The 24,857-nt window shown below is 64.2% G+C and carries 25 protein-coding genes; 12 read left to right on the top strand and 13 right to left on the bottom strand.

Annotated elements, in window-relative coordinates:
* The first annotated feature begins 33 nt into the window (after positions 1 to 33).
* Positions 34 to 579 carry a ricin-type beta-trefoil lectin domain protein gene (locus ACP15P_RS08375; protein ID WP_424928014.1) on the top strand — a complete coding sequence of 182 codons (546 nt, stop codon included), beginning with the start codon at positions 34 to 36 and terminating at the stop codon, positions 577 to 579.
* 347 nt (positions 580 to 926) lie between these two features.
* Here the strand turns inward: ACP15P_RS08375 and ACP15P_RS08370 are convergent, their stop codons facing one another.
* Together ACP15P_RS08370 and ACP15P_RS08365 are read right to left on the bottom strand one after the other, a co-directional pair.
* On the bottom strand, positions 927 to 1,253 hold the full coding sequence (locus ACP15P_RS08370; protein ID WP_424928013.1) for a hypothetical protein: 327 nt from the start codon (positions 1,251 to 1,253) through the stop codon (positions 927 to 929).
* 87 nt (positions 1,254 to 1,340) lie between these two features.
* Positions 1,341 to 2,357: an alpha/beta hydrolase family protein gene (locus ACP15P_RS08365; protein ID WP_424928012.1), complete on the bottom strand. Its 1,017-nt coding sequence runs from the start codon at positions 2,355 to 2,357 to the stop codon at positions 1,341 to 1,343.
* A 121-nt stretch (positions 2,358 to 2,478) separates the two neighbouring features.
* Between ACP15P_RS08365 and ACP15P_RS08360 the strand changes: the two genes are divergently transcribed.
* Positions 2,479 to 3,501: a helix-turn-helix domain-containing protein gene (locus ACP15P_RS08360; protein ID WP_424928011.1), complete on the top strand. Its 1,023-nt coding sequence runs from the start codon at positions 2,479 to 2,481 to the stop codon at positions 3,499 to 3,501.
* Positions 3,502 to 3,509: 8 nt separating this feature from the next.
* On the opposite strand, the gene ACP15P_RS08355 is transcribed toward ACP15P_RS08360, so the two are convergent.
* From ACP15P_RS08355 to ACP15P_RS08340, 4 genes are all read right to left on the bottom strand, one after another.
* Positions 3,510 to 4,028: a DUF421 domain-containing protein gene (locus ACP15P_RS08355; protein WP_424928010.1), complete on the bottom strand. Its 519-nt coding sequence runs from the start codon at positions 4,026 to 4,028 to the stop codon at positions 3,510 to 3,512.
* Between the two features lie 106 nt (positions 4,029 to 4,134).
* A complete protein-coding gene (locus tag ACP15P_RS08350; protein ID WP_424928009.1) occupies positions 4,135 to 4,803 on the bottom strand; it encodes a GntR family transcriptional regulator in 669 nt (222 codons plus the stop codon).
* Positions 4,804 to 4,811: 8 nt separating this feature from the next.
* Positions 4,812 to 5,840: a Gfo/Idh/MocA family protein gene (locus ACP15P_RS08345; RefSeq protein WP_424928008.1), complete on the bottom strand. Its 1,029-nt coding sequence runs from the start codon at positions 5,838 to 5,840 to the stop codon at positions 4,812 to 4,814.
* Entirely contained in the window at positions 5,837 to 6,928 is a 1,092-nt protein-coding gene (locus ACP15P_RS08340) for an isocitrate/isopropylmalate dehydrogenase family protein (RefSeq protein WP_424928007.1), read from the bottom strand. Before ACP15P_RS08340 ends, ACP15P_RS08345 begins: the two co-directional genes overlap by 4 nt.
* 136 nt (positions 6,929 to 7,064) lie before the next feature.
* Between ACP15P_RS08340 and ACP15P_RS08335 the strand changes: the two genes are divergently transcribed.
* From ACP15P_RS08335 to otnC, 7 genes are all read left to right on the top strand, one after another.
* Entirely contained in the window at positions 7,065 to 8,072 is a 1,008-nt protein-coding gene (locus ACP15P_RS08335; protein WP_424928006.1) for a tripartite tricarboxylate transporter substrate binding protein, read from the top strand.
* Positions 8,073 to 8,146: 74 nt separating this feature from the next.
* Positions 8,147 to 8,890, top strand: coding sequence for a hypothetical protein (locus ACP15P_RS08330; protein WP_424928005.1), 744 nt, complete (start codon positions 8,147 to 8,149; stop codon positions 8,888 to 8,890).
* Between the two features lies 1 nt (position 8,891).
* Entirely contained in the window at positions 8,892 to 10,403 is a 1,512-nt protein-coding gene (locus ACP15P_RS08325) for a tripartite tricarboxylate transporter permease (RefSeq protein WP_424928004.1), read from the top strand.
* Positions 10,403 to 10,693 (top strand): putative quinol monooxygenase, encoded by a 291-nt coding sequence (locus ACP15P_RS08320; RefSeq protein ID WP_424928003.1) that lies wholly within the window; start codon positions 10,403 to 10,405, stop codon positions 10,691 to 10,693. Before ACP15P_RS08325 ends, ACP15P_RS08320 begins: the two co-directional genes overlap by 1 nt.
* A complete protein-coding gene (locus tag ACP15P_RS08315) occupies positions 10,690 to 11,487 on the top strand; it encodes an N-acyl homoserine lactonase family protein (protein WP_424928002.1) in 798 nt (265 codons plus the stop codon). The genes ACP15P_RS08320 and ACP15P_RS08315 overlap by 4 nt, the downstream gene beginning before the upstream one ends.
* 8 nt (positions 11,488 to 11,495) lie before the next feature.
* Positions 11,496 to 12,704: a 3-oxo-tetronate kinase gene (gene otnK / locus ACP15P_RS08310; RefSeq protein WP_424928001.1), complete on the top strand. Its 1,209-nt coding sequence runs from the start codon at positions 11,496 to 11,498 to the stop codon at positions 12,702 to 12,704.
* Positions 12,701 to 13,345 carry a 3-oxo-tetronate 4-phosphate decarboxylase gene (otnC, locus tag ACP15P_RS08305; protein ID WP_424928000.1) on the top strand — a complete coding sequence of 215 codons (645 nt, stop codon included), beginning with the start codon at positions 12,701 to 12,703 and terminating at the stop codon, positions 13,343 to 13,345. The genes otnK and otnC overlap by 4 nt, the downstream gene beginning before the upstream one ends.
* Before the next feature lie 6 nt (positions 13,346 to 13,351).
* Here otnC and ACP15P_RS08300 read toward each other — a convergent pair whose 3' ends face one another.
* The 4 genes from ACP15P_RS08300 to ACP15P_RS08285 form a co-directional block, all read right to left on the bottom strand.
* Positions 13,352 to 15,082: an alkaline phosphatase family protein gene (locus tag ACP15P_RS08300; protein ID WP_424927999.1), complete on the bottom strand. Its 1,731-nt coding sequence runs from the start codon at positions 15,080 to 15,082 to the stop codon at positions 13,352 to 13,354.
* 89 nt (positions 15,083 to 15,171) lie between these two features.
* Positions 15,172 to 16,740, bottom strand: coding sequence for an arylsulfatase (locus ACP15P_RS08295; RefSeq protein WP_424927998.1), 1,569 nt, complete (start codon positions 16,738 to 16,740; stop codon positions 15,172 to 15,174).
* A 174-nt stretch (positions 16,741 to 16,914) separates the two neighbouring features.
* Entirely contained in the window at positions 16,915 to 17,646 is a 732-nt protein-coding gene (locus tag ACP15P_RS08290; protein WP_424927997.1) for a phosphatase PAP2 family protein, read from the bottom strand.
* A gap of 101 nt (positions 17,647 to 17,747) precedes the next feature.
* Positions 17,748 to 17,984, bottom strand: a complete 237-nt coding sequence (locus ACP15P_RS08285) for a YdcH family protein (protein ID WP_424927996.1) — start codon at positions 17,982 to 17,984, stop codon at positions 17,748 to 17,750.
* A 195-nt stretch (positions 17,985 to 18,179) separates the two neighbouring features.
* On the opposite strand from ACP15P_RS08285, the gene ACP15P_RS08280 reads away from it, so the two are divergent.
* A complete protein-coding gene (locus ACP15P_RS08280) occupies positions 18,180 to 19,118 on the top strand; it encodes a hydrogen peroxide-inducible genes activator (RefSeq protein ID WP_424927995.1) in 939 nt (312 codons plus the stop codon).
* A gap of 7 nt (positions 19,119 to 19,125) precedes the next feature.
* Here ACP15P_RS08280 and ACP15P_RS08275 read toward each other — a convergent pair whose 3' ends face one another.
* Both ACP15P_RS08275 and trpA read right to left on the bottom strand, forming a co-directional pair.
* Entirely contained in the window at positions 19,126 to 20,433 is a 1,308-nt protein-coding gene (locus tag ACP15P_RS08275; RefSeq protein WP_424927994.1) for a TAXI family TRAP transporter solute-binding subunit, read from the bottom strand.
* Positions 20,434 to 20,484: 51 nt separating this feature from the next.
* Positions 20,485 to 21,276 (bottom strand): tryptophan synthase subunit alpha, encoded by a 792-nt coding sequence (gene trpA, locus ACP15P_RS08270; protein ID WP_424927993.1) that lies wholly within the window; start codon positions 21,274 to 21,276, stop codon positions 20,485 to 20,487.
* 378 nt (positions 21,277 to 21,654) lie between these two features.
* Between trpA and ychF the strand changes: the two genes are divergently transcribed.
* Positions 21,655 to 22,752, top strand: coding sequence for a redox-regulated ATPase YchF (gene ychF / locus ACP15P_RS08265; RefSeq protein ID WP_424927992.1), 1,098 nt, complete (start codon positions 21,655 to 21,657; stop codon positions 22,750 to 22,752).
* Positions 22,753 to 22,768: 16 nt separating this feature from the next.
* Here ychF and ACP15P_RS08260 read toward each other — a convergent pair whose 3' ends face one another.
* Positions 22,769 to 23,395 carry a LysE family translocator gene (locus tag ACP15P_RS08260; RefSeq protein ID WP_424927991.1) on the bottom strand — a complete coding sequence of 209 codons (627 nt, stop codon included), beginning with the start codon at positions 23,393 to 23,395 and terminating at the stop codon, positions 22,769 to 22,771.
* Between the two features lie 193 nt (positions 23,396 to 23,588).
* Between ACP15P_RS08260 and ACP15P_RS08255 the strand changes: the two genes are divergently transcribed.
* Positions 23,589 to 24,836 (top strand): S8 family peptidase, encoded by a 1,248-nt coding sequence (locus ACP15P_RS08255; protein ID WP_424927990.1) that lies wholly within the window; start codon positions 23,589 to 23,591, stop codon positions 24,834 to 24,836.
* Positions 24,837 to 24,857 lie beyond the last annotated feature (21 nt).

Here is a 24,857-nt window from a genome sequence, read left to right as displayed (position 1 = left end):
AAGGCGTAGTGAGATTTTACGGAGGATTGGGCGTTGTCCAGAAGTTGGGTTGCAGCGGGCTGCTTGGGGATTTGTGCGCTGACGGCAGTGCCGGGAACGGCGCGGGCGGAGACGGTTGAGATCTATCTGCTGGACATGCTCGACAATATTCAGGCCGGGTACTGCATTGATATCGCGGGTGGGCGGGAGAAGCAGGCGCGGGCCGAGGACGGACTTCAGGGACATACCTGTTACAGCCCCGGCGGGGCGCTGGGCTGGGACCAGACTTTCGAGACGGACCGGTTTGCCGGGGGCGAGCTCTATATGGTCAACTATGATGTCTGTATGGAGGCCGCGGCGCTTGAGGCGGGCAGTGCACTGGAACTGGCCGTGTGTGATGGCAGCGACGCGCAGGGATTTGAGTTTTCCGGTGAGGGCACCATCTCCGCCACGGCGGCGCCGGAGCTGTGCGTGACGGTTGGCGAGGCGACCCGGTCGGGGCGCAGTGACGTGAACCAGATCAAGGAACTGACCCTGGAGGAGTGCAGCGGGGATATGGCCGCGTATCAGACCTGGGATGTGCGCAGTTCGCTGGAGTGAGCGGTTTGGTTCTGCCCAAAAATAGTATCCTTTTAGTGTCTTGACGGGCACTGGGCACAGGTCCTGCCACCATTCCCGGCGTGTCGGCACGACACGCCATGCCCGACTTTCCCCCCGGGAGGGCATCCCGACGTCGGCCCCTGCTCAGTTCGTCTGCGGGTCTACGCGACACGCGCCAGCCAAACGGGTCGAAGCCCTCCCAAAGTCGGGCATGGCGCGTCGTGCCTTGGGTCAGGGCAGGGGGTGGAGACGCTAAAGCGCCACCCGAGGTCCGCGACGCCCTCATCGAGAGGGCGCGACGTCAAGTCAGAAAAAAAGGCCGATCGCTTGACCGGCCCTTCGGGCGATTATCCCTCCTTGCGGAAGAATTTCTTTTCGCGGGGTTTGCCGTCCCAGCCGGGTTTGCCGCGGTGGGGGCGGTCATCGCCGCCGCGATGGGGCTTGCCGCCGTCGCGGTCGCCGCGGCCCGGTTTGCCGCCGCGGTCGTCGTCGCGCTGTTCCCATTTGCGGAGCAGGATGGCGTTGAATGTGTCGCGGCCGATCTGGCCCTCGTGGCACCAGACGCAGGAAATCATGTCGCCTTCGACGCCCTCAACGGCCATGCGCATCGAGCCGGCCTGCAGGACGACGAGGTCCCCCATTTTAAGATCACTCATAACGTAACGTACTTTCATGTTGCGCGGGGCACTTCCCCGCTTCTCCGGACCAATGTCCAGCGGCGCAGATAGGCTTTTCCCGGGGTCCCCGCAAGTGGCCCCGGGTCACTGTTTCGGGAAAAAGCCGGCAATGGTTTCCGCAATCCGCGCATGTTCCACGATGCGCTCGTCATGGCCGCGGTCGCAAACATATTCCTCGCCCGGATCCTCCTCCTTCAGGATCTCAACGGCGTTCGGGGTGCAGACGCCGAGAAAGTCGAAATGGGCGAGGCCGTCCGGTTCCAGATAGGTTGAGGTGTCCGCGGGCAGGGCGGCGGCGATGGCGCGGGCCTCGACGTCGAGGTTCAGGCCCATGATGTCGTCGGGCGCGCCGTAGACGAGCATGGGGCGGTCGATGGCATTGAGGCTCGCGGTGGAGAAGGTCTGGACGCCGCCGGGGTCGAGCACGGCAAAGGCCCGGATGCGCGGGTCGGAGAGGTCGGCTTCCATCTCTGCCTGGTCCTCCGGTGTTTGGGCGATGTGCCAGCGGTCCATGATGCCGCAGACGAGGTCGTCGGGCTGAACCGTGCAGAAGGCGTCGAAGCCGTCGCTGTCCCAGCGGCCGCCCGCGAGGGCTATGGCGGTGAAGCCGCCAAGCGAATGTCCGGCCATGTAGATGCGGTCGGGGTCGATGGCGAGCGTGGCGTCCTGCCCGGTGAGGTGGTCGATCACGCGGGTGACGTCGCGGGGGCGCTCCCAAAGCTGGCGGCTGAGATCCGGGTCGCGGGACCAGGTGGAACTGCCCGGATGGTCGATAGCGGCGACGGCGTAGCCCTGGCGGGCAAGCTCCGCCGCGAGCCACGCCTGGTTGCGGGCGTTGCCATACATGCCGTGGGAGAGGACGACGAGGGGCAGAGGGTCATTGATGGGGTCGGCACCCTCAATGGCCGTGATGCCCTGCCAGACCGGGTTGCCGAGATGGGTGTCGGCGCCAGCGGTGCCATCGGTAGGGTACCAGACGAAGCCTTCGAGCGGGCGGGTGTCATGGGCGATGATCAGGGGCGCGAGGCCGGTTTGCCAGGGGTCGGCCTGGGCCGTGGTAGTGAGGGCTGCGAGCAGGGTGGCGTGCAGAAGGTGTCGCATCGGTGTCTCCGGGTTCGGGGCTGTTCGTTGCGGTTCAGGTTGCGTATGAGCGGGGCTGAAACAACGGGGGGAGACGGTTTGTCCTGTCCTCGATCCCGATACAGGACAGGAAAGGCGCGATATGGGACAGGCTGACAGTGGAAATCTGGTGTCTTTGCCCCTGCCGTTCCTGACGTTTCTGCTCTGCGCGGCGCTGGCCGTGGTGGTCTGGCGGCTCGATACGGGCGTGCGGGCGTCGCGGGTGTTTTTTGCGCTGCTCTTTGCGTTGTTCGCGCTGGAGGCGTTTCTGGTCGGGCTGCGCTTTGGCTACGGGATCGACCTGTTCGTGGGCGTGCAGCGGGTTTTGCCGCTGCTGGTGGGGCCGGTTATGTATCTGGGATTTCTGGCGCTGGCGGAAGGCCCGGAGCGGTTCAGGCGGCTGGCGCGCTGGCATTTGGCGGTGGCGGCGGGGCTGGTTCTGCTGACGCTGTGGCGGCCTGTCGCGGTGGACTGGGTGATCGGGGCTCTGTTTGCGTTTTACATCGGGGCGCTGGTTCTGCTGTGGCGGAAGGGGAGCGATCATCTGGTGCATGCGCGGCTGGGCCTGTCGCGGGGGCTGTCGAACTGGATGCTGCGCGGGGCGGGGCTGATGGCGTTCGTTCTGGTGATGGATGTGGCGATTGCGGCCGATTTTGCGCTGTCGGGCGGGCGACATGTGCGGACGCTGATTTCCTGGGGGTCGGTGCCGCTGATCCTGCTGTTTGGCGCGGTGCTGTTTGCGCTGCCACGGCTGGTGGTGGAGCGGCCGCAGGTGGAGGCGGTGCCGGCGGAGGCGCCGGATGACGGGGTTTTGCGGGCGGCGCGGGAGATGCTGGAGGAGAGTGAGCTGTATCTCGACCCGGACCTGACGGTGCAGCGGCTGGCGCGGCGGCTGCATGTCCCGGAAAAGACCCTGTCGGCGGCAATCAACCGGGGCGAGGGGATGAACGTGTCGCAGTATGTGAACGGGTTTCGGGTGCGCCATGCGGCGACGCTTCTGCGCGAAACGGATGCGAGCGTGTCGGAGATCGTGACGCGGTCGGGGTTTCTGACCCGGTCGAATTTCTATCGCGAGTTTCAGCGCGTGTACGGCCAGACCCCGGCGGCCTGGCGCAAGGGCGGCTGAGGGGCGGTTTATGTCCCGGCACCTGAATGTTCAGCGCGGCCTTTGCCGGTGCCGTCGACCACGGAGAAGGAGCCGTCGGATTCGAGAATGACGGCGGAAACGTCCTCAAAACCCCGGCGGCCCTCGGTGCGGATGACGGTTTCCAGTTCCTCCTGCGTCACCCGTGATTTTCGCATGGCCTGGTGCAGGGGCTCGCCGTCGCGCAGGAGCAGCGTGGGCTCAGAACGCACGGCGCGGGCGAAGGTTTTGGACCGGACGGACAGGGCCGTGACGCCGTATTGCAGGAGGATGAGCAGAATGAGGGCGGCCGCGCCTTCGGCCAGGGCGATGTCCTTGCTGAGCAGGATTGAGGCGAGGGTGGAGCCGAAGGCCACGGTTATCACGAGGTCGAAGGCGTTGAGTTTCGCCAGGGTGCGCTTGCCCGAGACCCTCAGTGAGACGACGAGAAACATGTAGGCCAGGGTGCCGACGATGACCGCGCGGACGATCCCGTTCCAGCCCTGAAAAAACATTTCCATCCAATCCATGCTCAAATCCCCTTGTGCGTAAAGTGCCCGCAGCCGTCACCGTTTGGATGGAGCGCGCCTGGGAAGCCAACGCGGCAGGTCGGGTTGGTGTTCCGTGTGGGCGGGATCAGAGGTAGCGCAGGCGGTGTTTGCCCAGAAGCTCTACCAGGATGGCCTTGGCGTGCTGGCGGTGCTTGCGGTGGATGGTTCGGGCGGTGTCCGGGTTGCCGTCGCGGATTGCCTGGTAGACGGCGCGGTGGTCCTCGTTCGACTTGGTGGGCAGGGGGCGCATGAAGAGCGTGGTGGTGCGGGCGCGGCGGACCTGGTCGCTCATCATGGCTACGATGGCCTCGATGCGGCTGTTGCGGCCGAGACGGACCAGTTCGCTGTGGAAACGGTCATCGGCCTCGGCCCAGGCGTCGAGATCGGATTTCGCGATGGCCGCGTCCATGTCGTCGATGGCCTGGGCGAGTTCTGCCAAATCAGCCTCGCCGTAGTTGGCGGAAGCCGCGCGTTCAGCGGCGTGGCTCTCAAGCTCGGTCAGGACGTCGTAGACCTCGGCCATGTCCTCGGGCGAAAGTGGCAGGATGCGGACACCCTTGCGCGGGCGCAGTTCCAGTAGCCCCTGGCTGCCCAGTGTCAGCACGGCCTCGCGAACGGGGGTGCGGGACATTTCCAGCAGGTCGGCAAGCTCGGATTCCAGGTGGTCGGAGCCGGCGGCGAGCTCTCCGGAGAATATCCGTGACCGCAATTCCTGTACGGCCCGCTGGGAACTGGAAAGGGATTTGTCCGGCATGGGCGAGGCTACTCCTGAAGGGCCAGTTTGCAGCCCCTGCTGGCGGAATCGTAAATTGCCGCCTCAATCCGTTCAACTGTCAGATAGTCGCGGGCGAGGTTTTCCAGCGGGGCGCCGTCCAGAATGCCCGCGACCACATGGGTTTGCAGGGCGTGGACACAGTCGCCGCCAAACCCGTCCCAGTCGTCGGGGGGGAGCAGGGTTTTGGCGGTGTCGCTGCCGAAGCGGCGCAGTTCGACGGCGCCGCTGCCGTGCAGGGTGATGGTACCTTCGGTGCCCTCAAACAGGGCCTCGCCCATGGTGCGGCGGAGATTGTCGGCGTTGTGGTCGAGATGCCGGTTGCCGTCGTAAAGCGCGCGCGCGCCGTTGGGGTGGTCAAAGAGGATGTAACCGGCGTCCTCGCCCGCGATGTGCGGATTGATGCGGCGCAGGTCGGCATAAACGCTTACCGGATCGCCGAGCAGATAGCGGAAGGTGTCGACCCAGTGGACGGCGGTTTCGTGGACGAGAAAGCGTTCCATCTTCTGGAAATAGGGCTGGCGGGCCAGATAGGCCTCCGGTCCCTGGCCGTCGCCGGGGCGCATGCGGAAGGTGACCTGGAGCGTTTGGCCGATATCGCCGCGGTCGAGTGCCTCCCGGATGGTGCGGTACCAGGGCTGAAAACGAAAGTTTTCGTGCACGATGATGGTGGCCCCGGCGGCTTCGGCCTCTGCGGTGATGGCGCGGGCCTCATCGAGATCGATGCAGAAGGGTTTCTGGCAGATGATCCATTTGATGCCGTGAGCCAGGGCGGTTCGGATGGTGTCCGCATGGGCCGCCGGGGGCAGGATGATGTCGAGCAGGTCGGGGGACTGCTCCGCGATCATTCGGGCGGGGTCGGTATAGGCGGGGAGGCCGGTGGCCCCGGCTTTCGCTGCGTCGTGGTCGCACGCGCCAACCGGGGTGGCCCGGTCCATTCTGGCCCAGCTTCCGTAGTGGAACTGACTGAAATAGCCCGCGCCGACGCAGGCGACCCTGATGCCGGTACTGGCACTCATGAGACGAAGAGGGTTTCGAGTACGGCGTTTGCGGCCTCTTTGGTGCCGGCGGTGCCGCCGATGTCACGGGTCAGGACCTCTCCACGGGCGACCACGTCCTCCACGGCCTCGCGCAGGCGGGCGCCGTCCTGGACCATCGCGTCATTGTCATGGCGCAGACCCAGCCAGTCGAGCATCATGGCGGCGGAGAGGATCATGGCCAGCGGGTTGGCAAGCCCCTGGCCCGCGATGTCGGGCGCGGAGCCGTGGCAGGGCTGGAAAACGGCGTTTTCGAGGCCGATATCGGCGGAGGGGGCGAGCCCAAGGCCGCCCATCAGGCCCGCGCCGAGGTCGGAGAGGATGTCGCCGAACATGTTCTCGGTTACCAGAACGTCGAAATCCCAGGGTTTCTGAACCATCCACAGCGCAGTTGCGTCCACATAGGCGTGGTCGGCGATAAGGTCGGGGTGTTTGGCGGCCTCGGCATCGAACATTTCGCGGAAGAACGCGAAGGCGCGGAAGACATTGGCCTTGTCGACGCAGGTGACCCGGCCCGGTCCGCGACCGGTCTTTTTGCGCGTGGCGGCGAGGTCGAAGGTGAAGCGGAAGAGTTTTTCCGAGATCTCACGGGTGATGAGCAGGGTCTCGCGGGCCTCGTCCTTCGTGACCTCGCCGCAGCCCTGGGTGTGGAAGAGACCTTCGGTGCTCTCGCGGACGAGGACGAAATCAATGCCGCGGTCGGCGGGCAGGTTCAGCGGCGTTTTCTGGCCAGGTTTGACCGTGACGGGGCGGATGCCGGCAAAGAGCGTCAGCGCCTTGCGCAGCTCGATCTGGGGCGAGATTTCGGTGCCGTCCGGGTAGCGCACGTCCGGCAGGCCCATGGCCGAGAGCAGGATGGCATCGGATGCGCGGGCAATGTCCATGGAGGCTTCGGGCAGTGATTCACCGGTTTGGGCATAATGAGAGGCACCGGCGGGCGCGTCGGTAAACCGCAGGTCGTAGCCATCCGAAGCCGCGGCCATGCGCTCAAGGATATCGAGCGTGGGGGCCGTGATTTCAGGGCCGATGCCGTCGCCGCTAAACACCGCAATGCTGAAGGTCTTGTTCATTCCCGGGCCTCTTTTCCTCGAGTTGGTGTGGACGATTTTTCCGACTTGTCCAATCGAAAAGTTGACAAAGCATTTTTTAATGCATACGCAAATAAATGCAACAAGGGAATGCGAGATCCATGGGAGGACCGAAAAAATGACTTCAGGAGCTGTAAAGCTGATCACCGCAGCCGTGCTGGCCGCCGGGGCGGGCGGGGCCGCCGCCGCGCAGGAATATCCCTTCCGCGACATCACGACCGCCGTGGTCTGGGGCGCCGGTGGCGGAACGGACAGCATCAACCGCATGATCATGGCCGAGATGGAAAAGCACCTGCCGGTGTCCATCAATGTCATTAACCAGACGGGTGGTGTCGCCGGGTCGAACGGCCTCGTCTATGTGATGAACCAGCCCGATGACGGCTACACCCTGGTCGGCCTGTCCGAATCCAATGTCACCGCCGCCGTTCAGGGGGGCTGGGACAAAAAGTTTGACTACTGGCATCCGTTTATTGTTGGCGGCTCGCCGGATCTGATTTCGGTGCCGGCTGACAGCCCGTACAATACGCTTGAGGAACTTGTGGATGCCGCGAAGGCTGATCCGGGGACCATTCCGGCTGCCGCCTCCGGCGCGGGGTCAATCCATCACCTGAATCTGCTGGCCATTCAGAACGGTGCCGGGGCAGAATTTCTGTTTGTGCCCTATCAGGGCTCCGCACCCGGTCAGGAGGCCGCGATTGCCGGTGAGGTTCAGCTTGTCGTGACCTCTCTGGCCGAGCAGGCCGCGCTGATCGAGGGCGGGCAGCTCAAGCCGCTCGCGATGCTGACCCCGGACAGTGCCGAGATCGCCGGGACCACCGTGCCGTCGGCGTTCGATATCTATGACGGGCTGGACCAGTACCTGCCGCTGATGCAGGCGATTGGTTTTGCCGTGCATGACAGCGCCTCGGACGAGGTGAAGGGCGTGCTTGGCGAGGCGTTTGAGCAGGCGATTGCCTCGGATGTGGTCGCCGAATGGGCCGAGACCAACAACTACACCGTGAGTGGCGCCTATGGCGAGGAGGCGCAGGAGATCTTCTCGACGCTGGAAAGCAACTTTGCCTACACCCTTCAGGAGCTTGGCGCGACCGAGGTTGACCCGGCCAGCCTCGGTATCGAGCGGCCCTGATCCGCGACACCTGACCGGTCGGGTGCGGGTTTTTGCCCGCGCCCGGCCAACCGACGACTGCATGGGGCTGGGCGATGGACGACGAGACGCAAACCCTGCGTACCCGCGATTTCTGGGGCGCTTTGGCACTGATGGCGCTGTCAGTGTTTTTTCTTTGGCGGACGATGGACATACCGCTCTGGGGCGGGAACCGGGCGGGGGTGAGTTCCGCCGCGTGGTACAATTCCGCAGCCATCGTGCCCCTGGGAATTTTTCTGGCGCTGTTTGTTCTGTCCATTGCGCTGCTGGTCATTTCCGTTCGCGCGGGTGGCGCCCAACAGGCGCTGTCGGCCGTGGGGATCGGCTGGGACGCGGATGAGGCGCTGCGGTTCACGACCATTGGCATCATTCTGTTTTTCTATGTCGCGGGCCTGGTGCCACGGGTGGATTTCGTTCTGTGCAGCGGGCTGTTGATTACGGCCCTGACATTTGGATTTCATGGCGGGCACCGGGGGCGGATGGTTCTGTCGGCCTGTGCGCTGGCGCTCTGTGGCGGGTATGCGTTCGCGCGGCATTTGCCGCAGGCCGAATGGGCCGCGCATGACGATGACTGGCTTACCCTGGTGGTCTGGGTGATCCTGACCGGGTACATGCTGTTCATCGGGCGGGGCGACCGGGTGTTGCGGGCCGTACCGGTGATTGCGGTGGTCGCGCCGGTTCTGCTGGTCTGTGCCATGGCGTTTGGCTTTCGGCAGAACGTGCCAAACCGGGGTGGGCTGGTCTTCAAGCAGATCGAGTACCACTACTACGTGACCCTTCGCCCGCTGTGGAGGTCCTGAGATGGAGTTCCTTCTGACACAGCTCTCGGGTTTTGGCGGGGCGTTTCTGGCGCTGGTCGTTGATCCGCTGACCTATATTTATCTGGTGGTGTCGGTGTTTCTGGGCATCACCTTCGGGGCGCTGCCTGGGCTGACGGCGACGCTGGCGGTGACGATCCTTACGGGGTTTTTCGGGAACAAGATCCCGCTCGACTATTCGCTCATTGCGCTGCTCGGGGCTTATGTCGGCGCGATTTATGGCGGGTCGTACCCGTCGATCCTGCTTAACATTCCAGGAACGGCGGCGAGTGCGGCGACGGCGATGGACGGCTATCCCCTCGCCAAGGCGGGACGCGGCGGTGAGGCGTTGGGCCTGACGACCACTGCGAGTTTTATTGGCACGCTGATCGGGACCCTTGCGCTGCTGGTTTTTGTCTGGCTGCTGCTTTTGCTCTCGAAAAACATCGCGAGTCCGGAGAAAGCCCTGCTGGCGCTGTTTGGCATTCTTCTGTCGGGAACGCTGATGTCCGAGGACCTGGTCATCAAGGGCTGGATTTCGGGGCTGATTGGCCTTGCCATGGCCATGGTGGGGCTTGATCCGCTGCTCAGCGAGCCGCGCTACACGTTTGGGTGGTCCTACATGCTCAGCGGGTTTCAGGTGGTGCCGGTGCTGATGGGTGCGTTTGCGGTGCCGCAGATCATCGAGGGGATGCGCCACATGGAACTGGGACAGATGGTCCAGTTGAAGGGCCGCATTCTGCCCAACATGGCCGCGATCCGGCGGTATCTGCCCACCATTGCCCGCTCGGGCGTGATTGGCACGGGTGTCGGTGCGCTGCCCGGTGTCGGCGAGGACGTGGCCGGCTGGGTCAGCTATGGCGTCGGCAAGACCGTGAGCCGGGAGGGCGACAAATTCGGCAAGGGATCTCTGGAAGGGCTGCTGTCATCGGAGACGGCGAACAACGCCTGTATTGGCGGGGCGCTGATCCCGCTTCTGGTGCTGGGTATTCCGGGCTCTCCGCCAGCGGCGGCGCTGATGGGCGCGTTCAAGATCAACAACATCATTCCTGGCCCGACGATTGATCCCGCGATCATCCTGCGGGTGGTGGCGATCATGGTGCTGGCCTCGGTCACGATGTTTATCATGGGGCTGTTTACGGCGCGGATTTTCATGAAAATCCTGCGCATCCCCCAGGTGGTTTTTCTGCCCATTGTCATGGTTCTGACGACCATTGGATCGTTCAGTGTGGGCGGCGGGATCAATGACCTTTACCTGATGCTGGGCGTGGGATTTGTCGCCTATTTCATGAACCTGATGAAATATCCCATCGCGCCTCTGGTGATTGGCGTCATACTTGGTGGGCTTTTTGACGAGACGTTCCGCCGGTCGCTGCTGATTTCGGGTGGGGATCTCTCGGTCTTCGGGTCCCGTCCGGTTGCGGCCGTTTTGCTGGCGCTGAATCTGGCGCTGATTTTGAGCCAGGTGCCGACCGTGAAGAGGGCGTTTGGGAAACTGCGTGGGAGATTTGCGTGATGTTTGCGGTTGTTGTGCTGTTTCGGATCAGGGAGGGTGAGATGGCCTCGTTCCTGCCGGCGATGCGGGAAAACGCGCGTGTCTCGCTGGCGGAGGAGGAGGGCTGTCACCGGTTTGACGTCTGCACGGATGCGGGGCGGCCCGATGAGGTGTTTCTCTATGAGCTTTACATCGACCGGGCGGCCTTTGACGCACATCTGGCCAGTCCGCATTTCAGGGCATTTGACGGTCAGGTGGCGCGGATGGTGGCCGACAAGGAGGTGCGTACATATGGGGAGGTCGTGTCGTGAGTGAGTGGGAGGTTTTCGCGATAAAATACGCGGACCGGAACGCGCGGACCCGTGCCGACAGTTTTATCTTTGATGACAACCACGACGCGCCCCATGCGATGGACTATTTCATGTGGCTGCTGCGGCGAGGGAGCGAGGTGATCCTGGTCGATACGGGCTATGACGACGCCGAGGCCACGGCGCGCGGGCGGCCCATCCGTCTCGATCCGGTCGCGGCCCTGGCGCCGTTCGGGATCCGGCCGGAGGACGTGTCCCAGGTGATTGTCACCCATCTGCACTACGATCATGCCGGTGGGCTGCACCTGTTTGCCAATGCGACGCTGCACCTTCAGACCGCGGAGATGGCCTATGCGACCGGGCCGTGCATGTGCCACGACACGTTGCGCATGCCGTTTACCGCCGGGCATGTCTGTGAGGCGATCAAACGGCTCTATTCCGGCAAGGTGATTTTCCACGAGGGCGATGCAGAGGTTGCGGAGGGCGTGACGGTGCACTGCATCGGGGGCCACAGCCGCGGGTTGCAGTGCGTGCGGGTGCGGACGCGGGCCGGGTGGCTGGTGCTCGCCTCGGATGCGGCGCATTTCTATGAGAATTTTCAGGCGCGCAAACCCTTTCCGATCGTGGTGGACCTTCAGAACATGCTCGACGGGTTCGCCACGCTGGAGCGTCTCGCCTCGTCGCCCAGGCTGATCGTGCCGGGGCATGATCCGCTGGTGCGGGAGTATTTCCCCAGTGAACTGGCCGGGCACATCCACCGGCTGGATGCGGGTCCGGTGAAGGGTGCGCGGTCGTGAGGATTGGAGTGATTGCAGACGATTTTACCGGCGCGTCCGATATCGCACTGACCCTCGCGGAGGCGGGGATGCCCGTGGCGCAGTTTATTGGTATTCCGTCCGGGTCCGCTGATCCGGACCTGGGGGCCGGGGTGGTGGCGCTGAAATCACGCACGGCCCCGGTGGATGAGGCGATTGAGGCGTCGATGGCGGCCTGTGACTGGCTTCTCGCGCAGGGTGCGGAGCAGATCATCCTCAAGGTCTGCTCGACCTTCGATAGCACCGAGCGGGGCAATATTGGCCCGGTTCTGGATGCCCTGGCCGCCCGCGTCGGGGCCGGTCCGGTGATCGTCTGCCCGGCGTTTCCGGAGAACGGGCGCAGCGTCTATATGGGGCATCTCTTTGTCGGTGACCGTTTGCTCAATGAGAGCGGGATGGAGGACCATCCGCTGACGCCCATGCGTGACGCGGATATTCGCCGGGTTTTGGGTGCGCAGTCCAAACGGGTCATTGCGCATGTACCGGCCGCAACCGTGCGGCAGGGGGACGCGGCGATTGTTGAGGCTTTGGCTGGTGACGCCCATGTGGTGGTTGATGCGATTGCCGATGAGGACCTCATAAGAATCGGCGGGGCGGCGGCCGGTTTGCCTCTGCTCTGTGGTGGATCGGGTATCGCGCTGGGCCTGCCGGGGAATTACGGGTTTGAGGCGAGCACGCCGACCTGGGAGCCGGTGGACGGGCCGGGGGCGGTCATTTCAGGGTCGTGCAGCCGGGCGACACGGGCGCAGGTGGCGGAGTATCTGCAAAAGGCGCCGGCGCGGCAGATCGAGGCGCGGCAGGCGGTTGAGGGCGCGTATGATCCCGATGCGATTGCCGACTGGGTTCTGGCGCAGGATGTGGCGCCGCTGGTGTATTCATCGGCCGATCCGGATGTGGTGAGGGCGGCGCAGGAAACCTTTGGCACGGAGAAGGTCGCCGGAGCCATCGAGGGGTTGTTTGCCGCACTTGCCAGGCGGCTGGCGGCCCGGGGGGTAAGGCGGCTTGTGGTGGCGGGGGGTGAGACCTCCGGCGCGGTTGTGCGTGGGCTTGGCGCGCGGGAGTTGCAGATCGGGCCGCGGGCGGCGGCGGGCGTGCCGCTGATGCGCAGCGGCGATCTCGCCCTGGCGCTGAAATCGGGGAACTTTGGCGGGCCGGCATTTTTCGCGGAGACACTGTCGCTGATGGAGACGGGGCGTTGAGCGAGGAAGCGAAACTGCGCGAGGACATCTGTACCCTCGCGAAATCCATGTTCGACCGGGGGCTGACCTGTGGCGCCTCGGGGAACATTTCGGCGCGGCTGTCGGACGGAAGTGTGCTCGTGACGCCGACCGGCCAGGCGATGGGGTTTCTCGATCCGGCGCGGCTGAGCCTTTTGGACCAGGATTTTCGCCACGTCTCGGGCGATGCGCCGACGAAGGAAACGCCGCTGCATTCCGCGTTCTACGAGACGCGGGAAGGGACGGGGGCGGTGGTGCATCTGCATTCGACCCATTCCGTGGCTCTGTCCATGCTGCCGGAAACCGACCCGGACAGCGTGCTGCCACCGCTTACGCCCTACACGATCATGCGGGTAGGGAAGGTGAAGCTGCTGCCGTTTTTCCTGCCGGGTGATCCGGCCATGGGCGATGCGGTGAGGGGTCTTGCGGGTGAACGCTCTGCCGTGCTGCTGGCCAATCACGGGCCGGTGGTGGCGGGGAAGGACCTCATGGCCGCGGTGTTTGCCATGGAGGAGCTGGAGGAAACGGCCAAACTCGCGCTTCTGACCCGCGGGATGCAGCCCAGGGGCCTGTCGGACGATGATATCCAGGCCGTGGTGCGAAAATTCAACGTCGACTGGTAGCGGCCGTTACCTGAGTGCCTCCACAAGCGGCTCTCCCAGCGCGCCCGAGGGCGGTTTCGTTCCCAGAATGGCCGCAATCGTTGGGGCAAGATCGACGGTTTCCACGCGACGGGCAACACGGGCGCGTTCGATGCCCGGGCCTGCGATGATGATCGGAACGTGGGTGTCGTAGGTCCAGGGCGAGCCATGGGCCGAAGCGACCCGCAATCCGTCGAAATCCGCAATAAACCAGTGCGGCTCAAACACAATGTAAATATCGCCCGAGCGGTCGGGGTGGAAGTTCGCGAGGACGGCCTCCGGTATCCGGCCCGGCGGTATCGCACCGTCGCGCAGGGCGGTTGCCGGGATGGCGTGGGCAATTCCCGGCAGGCGCTCAAGTTCCGCGGATACCGCGCGTTCCACTGTGGCCTGATCGAGACCACGCGCCAAAATCTCTTCGGTGTCGAGATAAAGATACGGGTTCGAGAAATTGCGGATCAGGTCCCGGCTTTCCCCGAATTCGGCCGTCAGGCGGACAAAGCCTGGCTCCGTGTCGACCCGGTCGAAGTCGAACGTGCCCGCTTCAATACCGAGCGTTGCAAGGTAGCCTGGATGCTCCGGGGCGCCATGATCCGATGACAGGACAACAAGGGTATTGTCGAGGCCGATACGCATGTCCACATGTGCAAGCAGATCGGCAAGGGTTTCGTCCAGTCTCATAAGGTTGTCCTCGGCTTCAAGGCTGGAGGGCGTGAAAAGATGGCCCACGTAGTCGGTCGAGGAGAAGCTGACCGAGAGGTAGTCCGGTATGCTGTCCTGACCCAGCCCCTCCGCATCGATGATCGCCCTGGCGAAATCGGCGGTGATTTCGTCTCCGGCGGGGCTCAGTGTGAGACGGGTGGTGAAATACCTGTCGTCAATGTCGCCCCAGGCATGGGGGAAGGTGCTGCCGAAACCGGGGAAATCCGTCATCCAGGGCGGGGCGACGGTTTCCCACGGCTGGTCGTCGCGGCCGCCGAAAAGGTAAGTTTCGGCTGGCTCGGACAGGTCCCAGAGCTGCCCGGCATAGCTGGCGACCTTTCCCGAAGCAATCCAGTCGGCCACCCATCCGGGATAGTCGTCGCGGTAGAAGGTGCTGGTAACAAACCGCCCTTCCGATTTGGAGAACCAGTAGGCGGTGCCGGCATGCCCGGCCATGGATATGGCGCCGCGGTCCTTGATGGAGACACCGAAAATTTTGGCATCCGGCCCGTAATGAAGTGCGATTTCGTCGGAGATGGTGGAGGTGATGATGTTGCGTGGTGAACGCCCGTCGGTGGACGCGGCGCGCTGGGTGGGGTCGATTTCGGTACCCGCATCGACGCCCTGCGCGCCCACCAGGGGAAAGTCCGCATCCTGAACGTTATAGACCTGTTCGCCAGCGATCCGGTCGAACCAGAGGTTGGCGACCATGCCGTGGATGGCGGGGTCGGTCCCGGTGGCGAGCGTGGTGTGGCCTACGATGGTCTCGGTATTGGCATGGCGGTGATGGGCGTTGGTGAAATGAACGCCGGTATTGAGAAGCCGCCGGAACCCGTCTTCCCCGAGGTTCCTTGCGTAGCGGTCGAGCAGATCACCGCGCAGCTGGTCAACGGTGATCTGAAGGATGAGCCGGGGCGGGGTATGGGAACCGCCCTGCTGTGCCAGGCCAGGCGCGGCGAATGTGAGACTGACGGCCAGGGCGTAGGACATCCGGCGGGTGCATGAGAGGAATGGCACTTTTATGGGTTCCTTTCGGCGACCTGCATGTTGTGGCTGGGTACGGGGCGGATGACCGCCCCATACCGGTTCGTGTACTTGTCTGTGGGTTACTGCTGACCCAGGCCCTCAAGGCGGCGCAGCTGTTCCAACACGCCCTGTTCCTGGAACGTCCGGTAACTTACGTTCGCCAGGTTGAAAGTCTGGCCGATCTGGAACGGGTAGTCGGGGATCGACAGGAGGAACTCCTCGGCCTTCGCCGCGACCGGCACGAAGAGCCACATGTTGTCGATCATCCAGCGCATGTACATCTCGGACTCGTCGGGTGCGCTCTCAAACGGATCAGCGCGCAGGTTCACGATCTCGGGCCAGGCCGGAACGTCGCGGACCGCCGTGGCCATGTTGCCTTCCAGCAGGGCGAAACTCAGCTTCCAGTCCTTCCAGCGGATGGCGTTCAGCTCCCCGCCCTGGCCGAAATACATGATCTCCTCGCGCGGACCCTCGTCGACCTCGCCCCGGAAATAGGGCAGGAAGTTGTAGCCGTCGGGATGCACGCGGAACTCCTTCCCGTTGGCGGTGTGGCCCTCTTTCAGTTTTTCCACGATGTCGGGCTCACCCACTCCGGCGAGCAGCGTTGGCATCCAGTCCTCATGCGACATGATGTCGTTGTAGATGGTGCCGGGCTCAATGACGCCCGGCCAGCGGACCACGGCGGGCACACGCATGCCGCCTTCCCAGGTGGTGCCTTTCCCCTCCTTGAAGCGGGTCGTGCCGCCATCGGGCCAGGTAAAGGTCTCCGCCCCGTTGTCGCTGGAATAGAAAACGATGGTGTTGTCCGCGATGCCCAGCTCGTCGAGTTTGTCGAGCGCCATGCCCACGTGGTCATCATGTTCCAGCATGCCATCGGCGTAGATGCTCACGCCGCTCCTGCCTTCCAGACCGGGGGTCAGGCGGGTGTGGACATGCATCCGCGTGGTGTTGAGCCACACGAAAAACGGCCGGTCCTCGGCCACTGCCCGGTCCATGAAGTCAAACGCGGAGGCGATAAACTCCTGGTCGGCGGTTTCCATGCGTTTGCGGGTCATCGGCCCGGTATCCTCGACGCTGCCGTCGGCACTTGCCCGGATCACGCCGCGTGGACCGAAATTCTCACGGAATTCGGGGTCATCGGGATAGTAATAGGTTTCCGGCTCCTCCTCGGCATTGAGGTGATAGAGGTTGCCAAAGAACTCGTCGAAACCGTGATTGGTCGGGAGATGCTGGTCCTGGTCGCCGAGGTGGTTTTTGCCGAACTGTCCCGTGGCGTAGTCATGGTTTTTCAGCAGCGAGGCAATGGTCGGCGTCCATTCCGGGATGCCGTGGTCGGAGCCGGGCATGCCGATGGTTAGAAGGCCGGTCCGGAACGGATGCTGGCCCAGGATGAAGGCGGCGCGTCCAGCCGTGCAACTTTGCTGGGCGTAGTAGTCGGTGAACAGCGCGCCCTCCTCGGCGATGCGGTCGATATTGGGTGTCTTGTAACCCATCATGCCGAGATTGTAGGCGCTGATATTATCGTAGCCCACGTCATCGCCCCAGATGACGAGGATGTTGGGTTTTGTCTCCTGCGCTGATACCGGGTCGGCGGGCGCCGAGGCGATCAGTGCAACGAGCCCAATGACCGAAGCAAACCGTGATTTCATGCGTCTCTCCCCTCTGTCGGCGAAACGGCGTGCCATTGCGGCTAACCTTCGGCGGTACCGTGTTCGCGCGTTTCGAACGCTTTCGACCTTACAAACTATTCACCGCCGTTGGGTTTTTTTTTGGGGCGGTTGGGACAGTTGTGATCGGCGCCCAAGCGGACAGGGAGGCCGGGGTCAGGGTGTGTCGTCCAGGACTTCGGTTTCGACATGGCCGTGGCGGGCAAGGTTTCGGGCGACGAGCAGGCAGATCATGGCCCAGGCGCCGCCCGCGAGCCAGCCGGCGGCCACATCCGTGGGCCAGTGAACGCCCATAAAGACCCGGCTGACGCCGACGCAGACCGCGAGCAGAACGGCGACGGCGAGGGTGTAGATTTTCAGCATGCGTCTGGGCTGAACCCGCGCGATCAGTACGCCCAGCGACAGATAGGTTACGGCGGCCATCATGGAATGGCCCGACGGGAAGCTGGCGGTGTGGACAATCGAGCCGTGGGGGACGAGATCGGGCCTCGGGCGGTCGAAGAACTCCTTGGCGAAGCCGCTGATCAGGATGCCGCCGCCGACGGCCACAAGAATGTAGAGCATGGATGTCCAGCGGTGGCGCAGCAGGAAGAACACGGCCACGACGACCGTGGTGAGGGTCAGAACCGCGACGCCGCCCAAGGCGGTGAAGTCGCGGCCCATTTCCTCCAGCCATGGCGGACCGATCGGGTTTGAGAGGTCCCCCGGGGTGCGCAGGAGCAGCAGTATGTCGCGGTCGAGGTTGCGGGTTGACCCCTCCACAACCTCGTCCACCAGTTCGGCCAGGGCCCAGCCCGCGGCCACGATGATGCCCATCAAAACGAGGGAGGTCATCTCGACATGGCGGCGGCTCCAGCTGATCAGGTCGGACTGGCGGTGGTGGTTCATGTGTTTGCGCCCCCTGTCGGCGTTGGTTTTGTGGCGGATCCCGTCTGTCACATTCAACGGTCAGAAGCGGGGGAAGTTCCGCCACGGGGCGCGGAGGGTGGTCAGCCCAACCGGTGCCCGGGGCCGACGCGCTGCAGGGTACTGAGCACGCCGTCGATCGAGGCGATTTCATCCTTCAGGCGCAGTTTCGAGCGTTTCAGGCGTCCGAGTTCGATGTTGCAGGGAAGCGGCCGGCCCATCTCGGTGGCAATATCGCGTTCGAGACGCTTTTTGCGCATGTTCAGCAGCGAGGCGCGTGCGGCGAGAGACAGGTTTTGGGGGGTCGGTATGGCATTCATTGCAGTTTCTCCTTGTTTTGATCCGGCCCTGGTCGGGTCCCTGAGGTTGCGGGGGCCTGGGGCGGCCTGGAAGGTCCAGGCGGTCACGGCTCCCGTCCCCTGAATTTGGGGATTTCGGGGGTTTGAAAAAGACAATGAAATTCCTTATTTCGATAGAAGTTTCCTATTGAAGTTGCGGAAGGGATGCGGCGGCGGATGAAGGCGTTACCGAGCCTCAAACAGCTTAGATACTTCGTGGCTTTGGCCGATACCGGGCATTTTGGGCGCGCGGCGCGGCAGCTTGGCATCGCGCAGCCGTCGCTCAGCGTTCAGATTTCCAATCTGGAGGAGCTTCTCAACCTGCGCCTGTATGAACGGGGGCGGGGGCCGTTTCGGCTGACCCCGGCCGGGCGTGAGGTGCGGGAGCGGGCCGGGGAGATTGTGGCCCAGGTTCAGGACCTGGTGGATGTGTCGGTCTCCCTGCAGGCGGGGGCGTCGGGGACCATTCGGCTGGGGACGACGCCAACGATAGGCCCCTATCTTCTGCCGCAGGTTGTGGGCGCATTGCACCAGGCGCATCCGGAGCTGAAACTCTATGTGCGTGAGACGACACCGCGTGACCTGCTCGCTGAACTGGAACTGGGAGAACATGACGTCATTCTGACGCAGTTGCCCGTGTCGGGGCATGACCTGGTGGTGGACCGGCTCTATCGCGAACCGCTGGCCCTGGCGGTTCCGGTCGATCATCCGCTGGCCGGGAAGCAGGGCATTGTGGACGCGGATATCGAGGGGCTGGTGATGCTCAGTCTCGGGCCCGCTTATGTGCTGCACGACCAGATCAGTGCGCTCTGCGGCGAGGTCGGGGCGGGGCTTCAGCGCGACTACGAGGGGACCAGTCTCGACGCGCTGCGCCAGATGGTGGGCATGGCGATGGGGGCGACGTTTCTGCCGCTGCTCTATGTCGCGTCGGAGGTGGAGGGCCGGGACACGACCATCGCCGTACGGCCGTTCCGCCAGGGGCGGTTCACCCGGTCCGTGGGCCTCGTGCGGCGCCGCTCCTCGGGCAAGAACGCGGGCATCAACCACCTCCGCACCATTCTGCGCTCGGTGGTGCGGACGGAGTTTGCGGGCAAGGTGACGCCGGAGGGCGGGTGAGCGGCGCTCACTCCCCTTTGCGCAACTCCCGTATGGCTGCCAACCTCTGCCGCACCAGGTCGATATGCATGCGCATGGTATAGGCGTATTCCTGGTAGCGAACGGGGAGTTTGAGGTTCACGACCTCGCGTTCGATGTCGAGGAGGCGGGTCTCCAGGCTGTCGAGGTCGGCGCCCTTCATGTTGCGCAGGGCGTCGTGTTCGATGTCGAGCAGTTCGGGGTAGCGGCGGTAGACGCGGGAATGCATCCGCCAGCGGTAGATGCCAGGCAGGATGCGCATGAGCGGCACCAGGATCACGAAGAGCGGCAGGAGCAGGAGCGCGAAGCTGTTGATCTGGGCCACGACCCACCAGGGCAGGTAGTTGTAGAGCCCGCTGGGTGGACCGGAGAGCAGGTTGGCGGCCTGGGCGTTGACGGCCATGTTCAGGCCGGTGGTGTTGGGGAACTGGTTTTTGTCTGTGATCAGGTCGCGGTCGGCATGGATGGTGCGCGCGGCGTTCACCAGCCGGTCAACGAGGGCCGGGTGCAGGTCGGCCTGGGCCACCAGCCGGCCGATCATGGCGATGAGCTCGATGTCCTGAGCGGGATGGACGGCGGCATAATCAAGGCCGGAGCGGGGAATTTTGGCCAGCTGTACGAATGGCAGCTGCCGGACCAGGGCCTCGCCGTCGCGCACCGCGATGGGCGGGGTATCGTGGCGGCTGAACAGATCCTGAAGGTAGGGTGCACTGACCGGAGCGACGAAAAGCGCCACATCCGCCTCGCCGGTGCGCAGGGCATCCACCGCCGCGCTGCCGCCGATGGGCAGGGCGTTTTCGGTGATCAGGCGCGTGTCCATGGCTGAGACCAGCGCGTCGACCACATAGCGCGTGCCGCTGCCATCCTCGCCCACTGCTACGTTGAGCGTGTCCCAGTTGATGGGGTCGGACGGGTTGATCAGCATGCCCCGGTGGAAAATCCACAGGGGTTCGAGGAAGGTCGCGGCGATGGCCTCAAGGTTTTCGGTGTTGCCGGTGAGTGGGATGCCACCCTGGAGGAAGGCCACGTCGGCCTCGCCACGGCCGAGAAGGTCGGCGTTCTCAACCGATCCGGCGGTGTCGATGATACTGACCTCGACCCCGTCCCTGGCGAGGGCTGTCCGGTAGCGCTGTGCCAGCTGGTAATACGCGCTGTCCTCGCGCCCGGCGGCGAAGGTCAGGCTGTCAGGCGGCAGCAGGTCCTGGAGGCGTTTGAAGATGATGAGCCCGGCCAGGCCCACCAGAATGGCAAGAAGCAGGATTTTTGCGCCGCTGAGGCCCGTCCGGTTTGAAAACACGGTGTTTCCTCCGCTGGTCTGGTGGGTCCGCGGCGCGGGGGCGGCGTGTCGTCAGACCGAGTGAACCGCGCTGCTGAGACCCTCAACAAATTCAAGAACGGATCCGGCATCCGCACCTTCCGCCAGTTTTTGCACGATGGCGGAGCCCACCACAACACCGTCGGCCACCTCGGCCATGGCGCGGGCGCCTTCGGGCGTTTTGATGCCAAAGCCCACGCAGACAGGCAGGTCGGTGGCGGTCTTGATGCGGGAAACCTCGGGCTGGACCTTCGCGGCATTTGCCTCCGCCGCGCCGGTGATGCCGGTGATGGAGACGTAGTAGACGAAGCCGGTGGTGTTGGTGAGCACCTTGGGCAGGCGTTTGTCATCCGTGGTCGGTGTGGCGAGGCGGATGAAATTGATGCCCTCGCGGGTGGCGGGGATGCAAAGCTCGTCATCCTCCTCCGGCGGCAGGTCCACGATGATCAGGCCGTCGACGCCCGCGGCGGTTGCATCGGCGAGGAATTTGTCGACGCCCCTGGCGTAGACCGGGTTGTAATAGCCCATGAGCACGATGGGGGTGGTGTCGTCGGTTTCGCGGAAGGCACGCACCATTTCCAGGGTGCGGTCCATGTTCATGCCGGCTTTCAGTGCACGCTGACCCGCAAGCTGGATGGCGGGGCCGTCGGCCATGGGGTCGGTGAAGGGCATGCCAAGCTCGATCACGTCGACGCCCGCGCCGGGCAGCCCCTTGATGACCTCAAGCGAGCGGTCGTAGTCCGGGTCGCCGGCCATGACGAATGCCACGAAGGCCTTTTTGCCGTCATGGGCCAGTTGCGCGAATTTGCGGTCGATACGTGTCATGTGTCCTCACCCGATGTCCGGGCATGTGTTTGACCCAGGAAGGGGGGAGAATCAAGCGGGGAGGTAGGGGGTGTTGGCATATGCTTTCCGCGTTAAATGGCGGTTGCGATGAGCCGTGCCAGCGCCGGGCCGGGGGGTGGCGCTGCCGCGGGCTGTACGGCGCGGTTTTATGGTGCCGTGGACTGTCTTTGGTTCAGCGGCGCGGGACCGTCGACGGAGCGCCGGCCCATTGGGCCGGACCGGCGCTGGCACGGCGGGGTTGCACCCCTTGATTCCGTGCCAATGGTGGCTCGCTGAAGCGTCGCGCGGCCCCCCGCCACACTTGACCCCCATGCCCTGCCTGCCCTAGATGCGCCAAACGCGAAATTGGAGGCTCGGATGGGCTTTAAGACCGGTATTGTTGGGCTGCCGAATGTGGGAAAATCGACGCTGTTTAACGCGCTGACGCGGACGGCGGCGGCGCAGGCGGCGAATTTTCCGTTCTGCACGATTGAGCCGAATGTGGGCGACGTGAACGTGCCGGATGCCCGGCTCGACAAACTGGCCGCGATTGCCAGTTCAAAACAGATCATTCCCACCCGCATGACCTTCGTGGACATTGCCGGGCTGGTGAAGGGAGCCTCGAAAGGTGAGGGGCTTGGCAACCAGTTCCTGGCCAATATCCGCGAATGCGACGCGATTGCCCATGTCCTGCGCTGTTTCGAGGATGACGACGTCACCCATGTGGACGGGCGCGTTGATCCGGTCGCGGATGCCGAGACCATCGAGACCGAGCTGATGCTCGCGGATCTGGAAAGCGTCGAGAAGCGGATTGCCGGTTTGGTGCGCAAGCTCAAAGGCAATGACCGCGACGCGCAGGACCAGAACCGGCTCCTGCTGATGGCCAGGGACGCGCTGGAAAACGGTAAGCCGGCCCGGTCGGTTGAGGTGTCTGCGGAAGACGCGCGGAACTGGCGGTTGTTGCAGCTTCTGACCTCAAAGCCCGTGCTTTATGTTTGCAACGTGGACGAGGACGCGGCGGCGGAGGGCAATGAGTACTCGGCCGCGGTTGCCAAAATGGCGGAGGCCACGGGGGCTGCGAGTGTCGTGATCTCGGCGGCCATTGAGGAGGAGATCGCCCAGCTCGACGACGCGGAGCGGGACGAGTTCCTGGAATCACTCGGGCTGGAGGAATCCGGGCTCGACCGCATCATTACGGCGGGCCATGCCCTGCTCGGCCTTCAGACCTATTTCACCGTTGGGCCGAAAGAGGCGCGGGCCTGGACCATTCCGGTAGGCGCGACGGCGCCACAGGCGGCGGGCGTGATCCATGGCGATTTTGAGCGCGGTTTCATCCGGGCCGAGACCGTGGCCTATGACGATTTCGTGGCTCTGGGCGGGGAACAGGCGGCGCGCGAGGCGGGCAAGCTGCGCGCTGAGGGCAAGGCTTACCAGGTTAAGGACGGCGACGTCCTGCACTTCCTCTTCAATACCTGATCCCGCGGGCGGCCGGTCAGCGTTCGGTCACCAGCAGACGGGCCGCCAGACCGGCAAAGACCACAGCCGCAATACGGTTGAGGATCACCTGCGCCCGCGGCGAGTGTTTCAGATGCTCGCCGAGAAAACCCGCGCAAAGGGCGATGCCGCCAAACACCACCACGGTTGCCAGGATGAAAAACCCGCCAAGCACCATGAGCTGCGGCGCAAGCGGCCCGGCCGCGGGGTCCGCGAACTGGGGCAGGAAGGCGAGGAAGAATATCGCGACCTTGGGGTTGGTGATGTTCATCACGATGCCACGGCGGTAGAGCCGGGACAGCCCGGGCTGCGTGCCGCCCTGGTCCGCCATCCGCGTGCTGCCTGCTTTCACGGCCTGCCAGGCGAGGTACAGAAGATACGCGGCTCCGATCAGCTTGATGGCGGTGAAAGCCATGGCCGAGGTCGCGACGATGGCCGCGACACCCAGGGCGACAGCGGTGGTGTGGACCAAAAGTCCCGTGCAAAGACCCAAGGTCACCGCGAACCCGGCGGGGCGGCCGTAGAGGGCCGACTGGGTCAGCACGAAAATGTTGTCCGGGCCGGGCGCGAGCCCCAGAGCCACGGCCGCGAGCAGGAATACGGACAGAACCTCCGGTTCGGGCAATAGCTGTGCTCCCTCACATCTGCCTTGAGGCCCGTGCGCTTAGCGCGGGCGTGGGGCACTGTCCATGCAGGCCGGCGACCATAATCGGATCGCGACTACATTATGAGCCGATTTTGTGGTATGGTCCCGACGCGGTCGCGCAGATTTGGAGCGGGCCGGATTTCAGATAATTTATTTCGGGAGTGAGTTCATCATGCAAAATACACATATCGTTCTGCGTATGCCGAACCCGGCGGATGAGGAGTTTCCGGGCGTCGGCTCCTTTGGCGTGACGCGCCATTTCAGTTCGGAAACCGAGGCTGAGGCGACGATCGAGTTCGAGACACTTGATGCCAATGGCCGTCAGGAGATCGCGCGGGATCCGACCGTGCGGGCCATTGCGCCGGACATGCCCACCCGTCTGATCGCGCCCCTGGCCGATATGGGCCTCGCGGACGCGACAACAGCCTGGGGCATTGACGCGGTTGGGGCCTCGAACAGCGCGCTGACCGGCGCGGGAACGCGGGTTGCGGTGCTCGATACCGGCGTGGATGCGGGGCATAAGGCGTTTGCGGGTGTGACTTTCACCCAGCGGGACTTTTCCGGCGACGGCGATGGCGATCTGAACGGGCATGGCACGCATTGTGCGGGCACGATCTTTGGCCGCGACGTGGAGGGCACCCGGATTGGCGTGGCGCCGGGCGTGACGGATGTTCTGATCGGCAAGGTGCTGGGCAATGATGGCGGTGGCAGCTCGAAAATGATCTTCGACGCCATTGAATGGGCCGCCCGTGAGGAGGCGGACGTGATCTCCATGTCGCTGGGCTTCGATTTTCCCGGCTTCGTGGCATGGCTCGTGAACAATGGCTGGCCGCTGGATGTGGCGACCTCTGCTGCCTTGGTGGGCTATCGTGAGAACCTGCGCATGTTTGACGCGCTGATGGAGGTGGTTCAGGCGCGGGCGATGCTGGGCAACAGTTCCGTGGTGGTGGCCGCGGCGGGCAATGAAAGCCGCCGCAATGACAATCCCAATTTTGAGGTGTCGGCCAGTCTCCCGGCTGCGGCCGAGGACGTGATTTCGGTGGCCGCCGCCGGGCAGGGGCGGGACGGATACCGGATCGCCTATTTCTCCAACACCGACGCGACGATTACCGGGCCTGGCGTCAATATTCTCTCAGCAGCGTCGGGTGGCGGGCTGAAAACCCTGAACGGCACTTCCATGGCCTGTCCGCATGTGGCCGGTGTCGCCGCGTTGCTCTGGCAGGAGGTGCGCGACGATGCCGCTGTGCCATCCGACGCGGAAACCGTGCGGGCGCGTCTGCGGGTCCGGGCCAGGGTGGACGGGTTTGCGCCCGACACTGATCTGGCCGACCGCGGTGCGGGCATGGCCTTTGTGGGTGGCTCACCCGGACCGGCGGTCGCCGATGCCGAAACCGACGCGTTTGAGGGCCAGCCGGTTTGAGGATATCCGGGGCGGCGTGTG

The sequence above is a fragment of the Amaricoccus tamworthensis genome (genome assembly GCF_049800875.1).
GTDB classification, from domain to species: Bacteria; Pseudomonadota; Alphaproteobacteria; order Rhodobacterales; family Rhodobacteraceae; genus Amaricoccus; species Amaricoccus tamworthensis.
The sequence above is the reverse complement of the archived record's forward strand: the minus strand, read 5'-3'. Positions and strand labels throughout refer to the sequence as shown.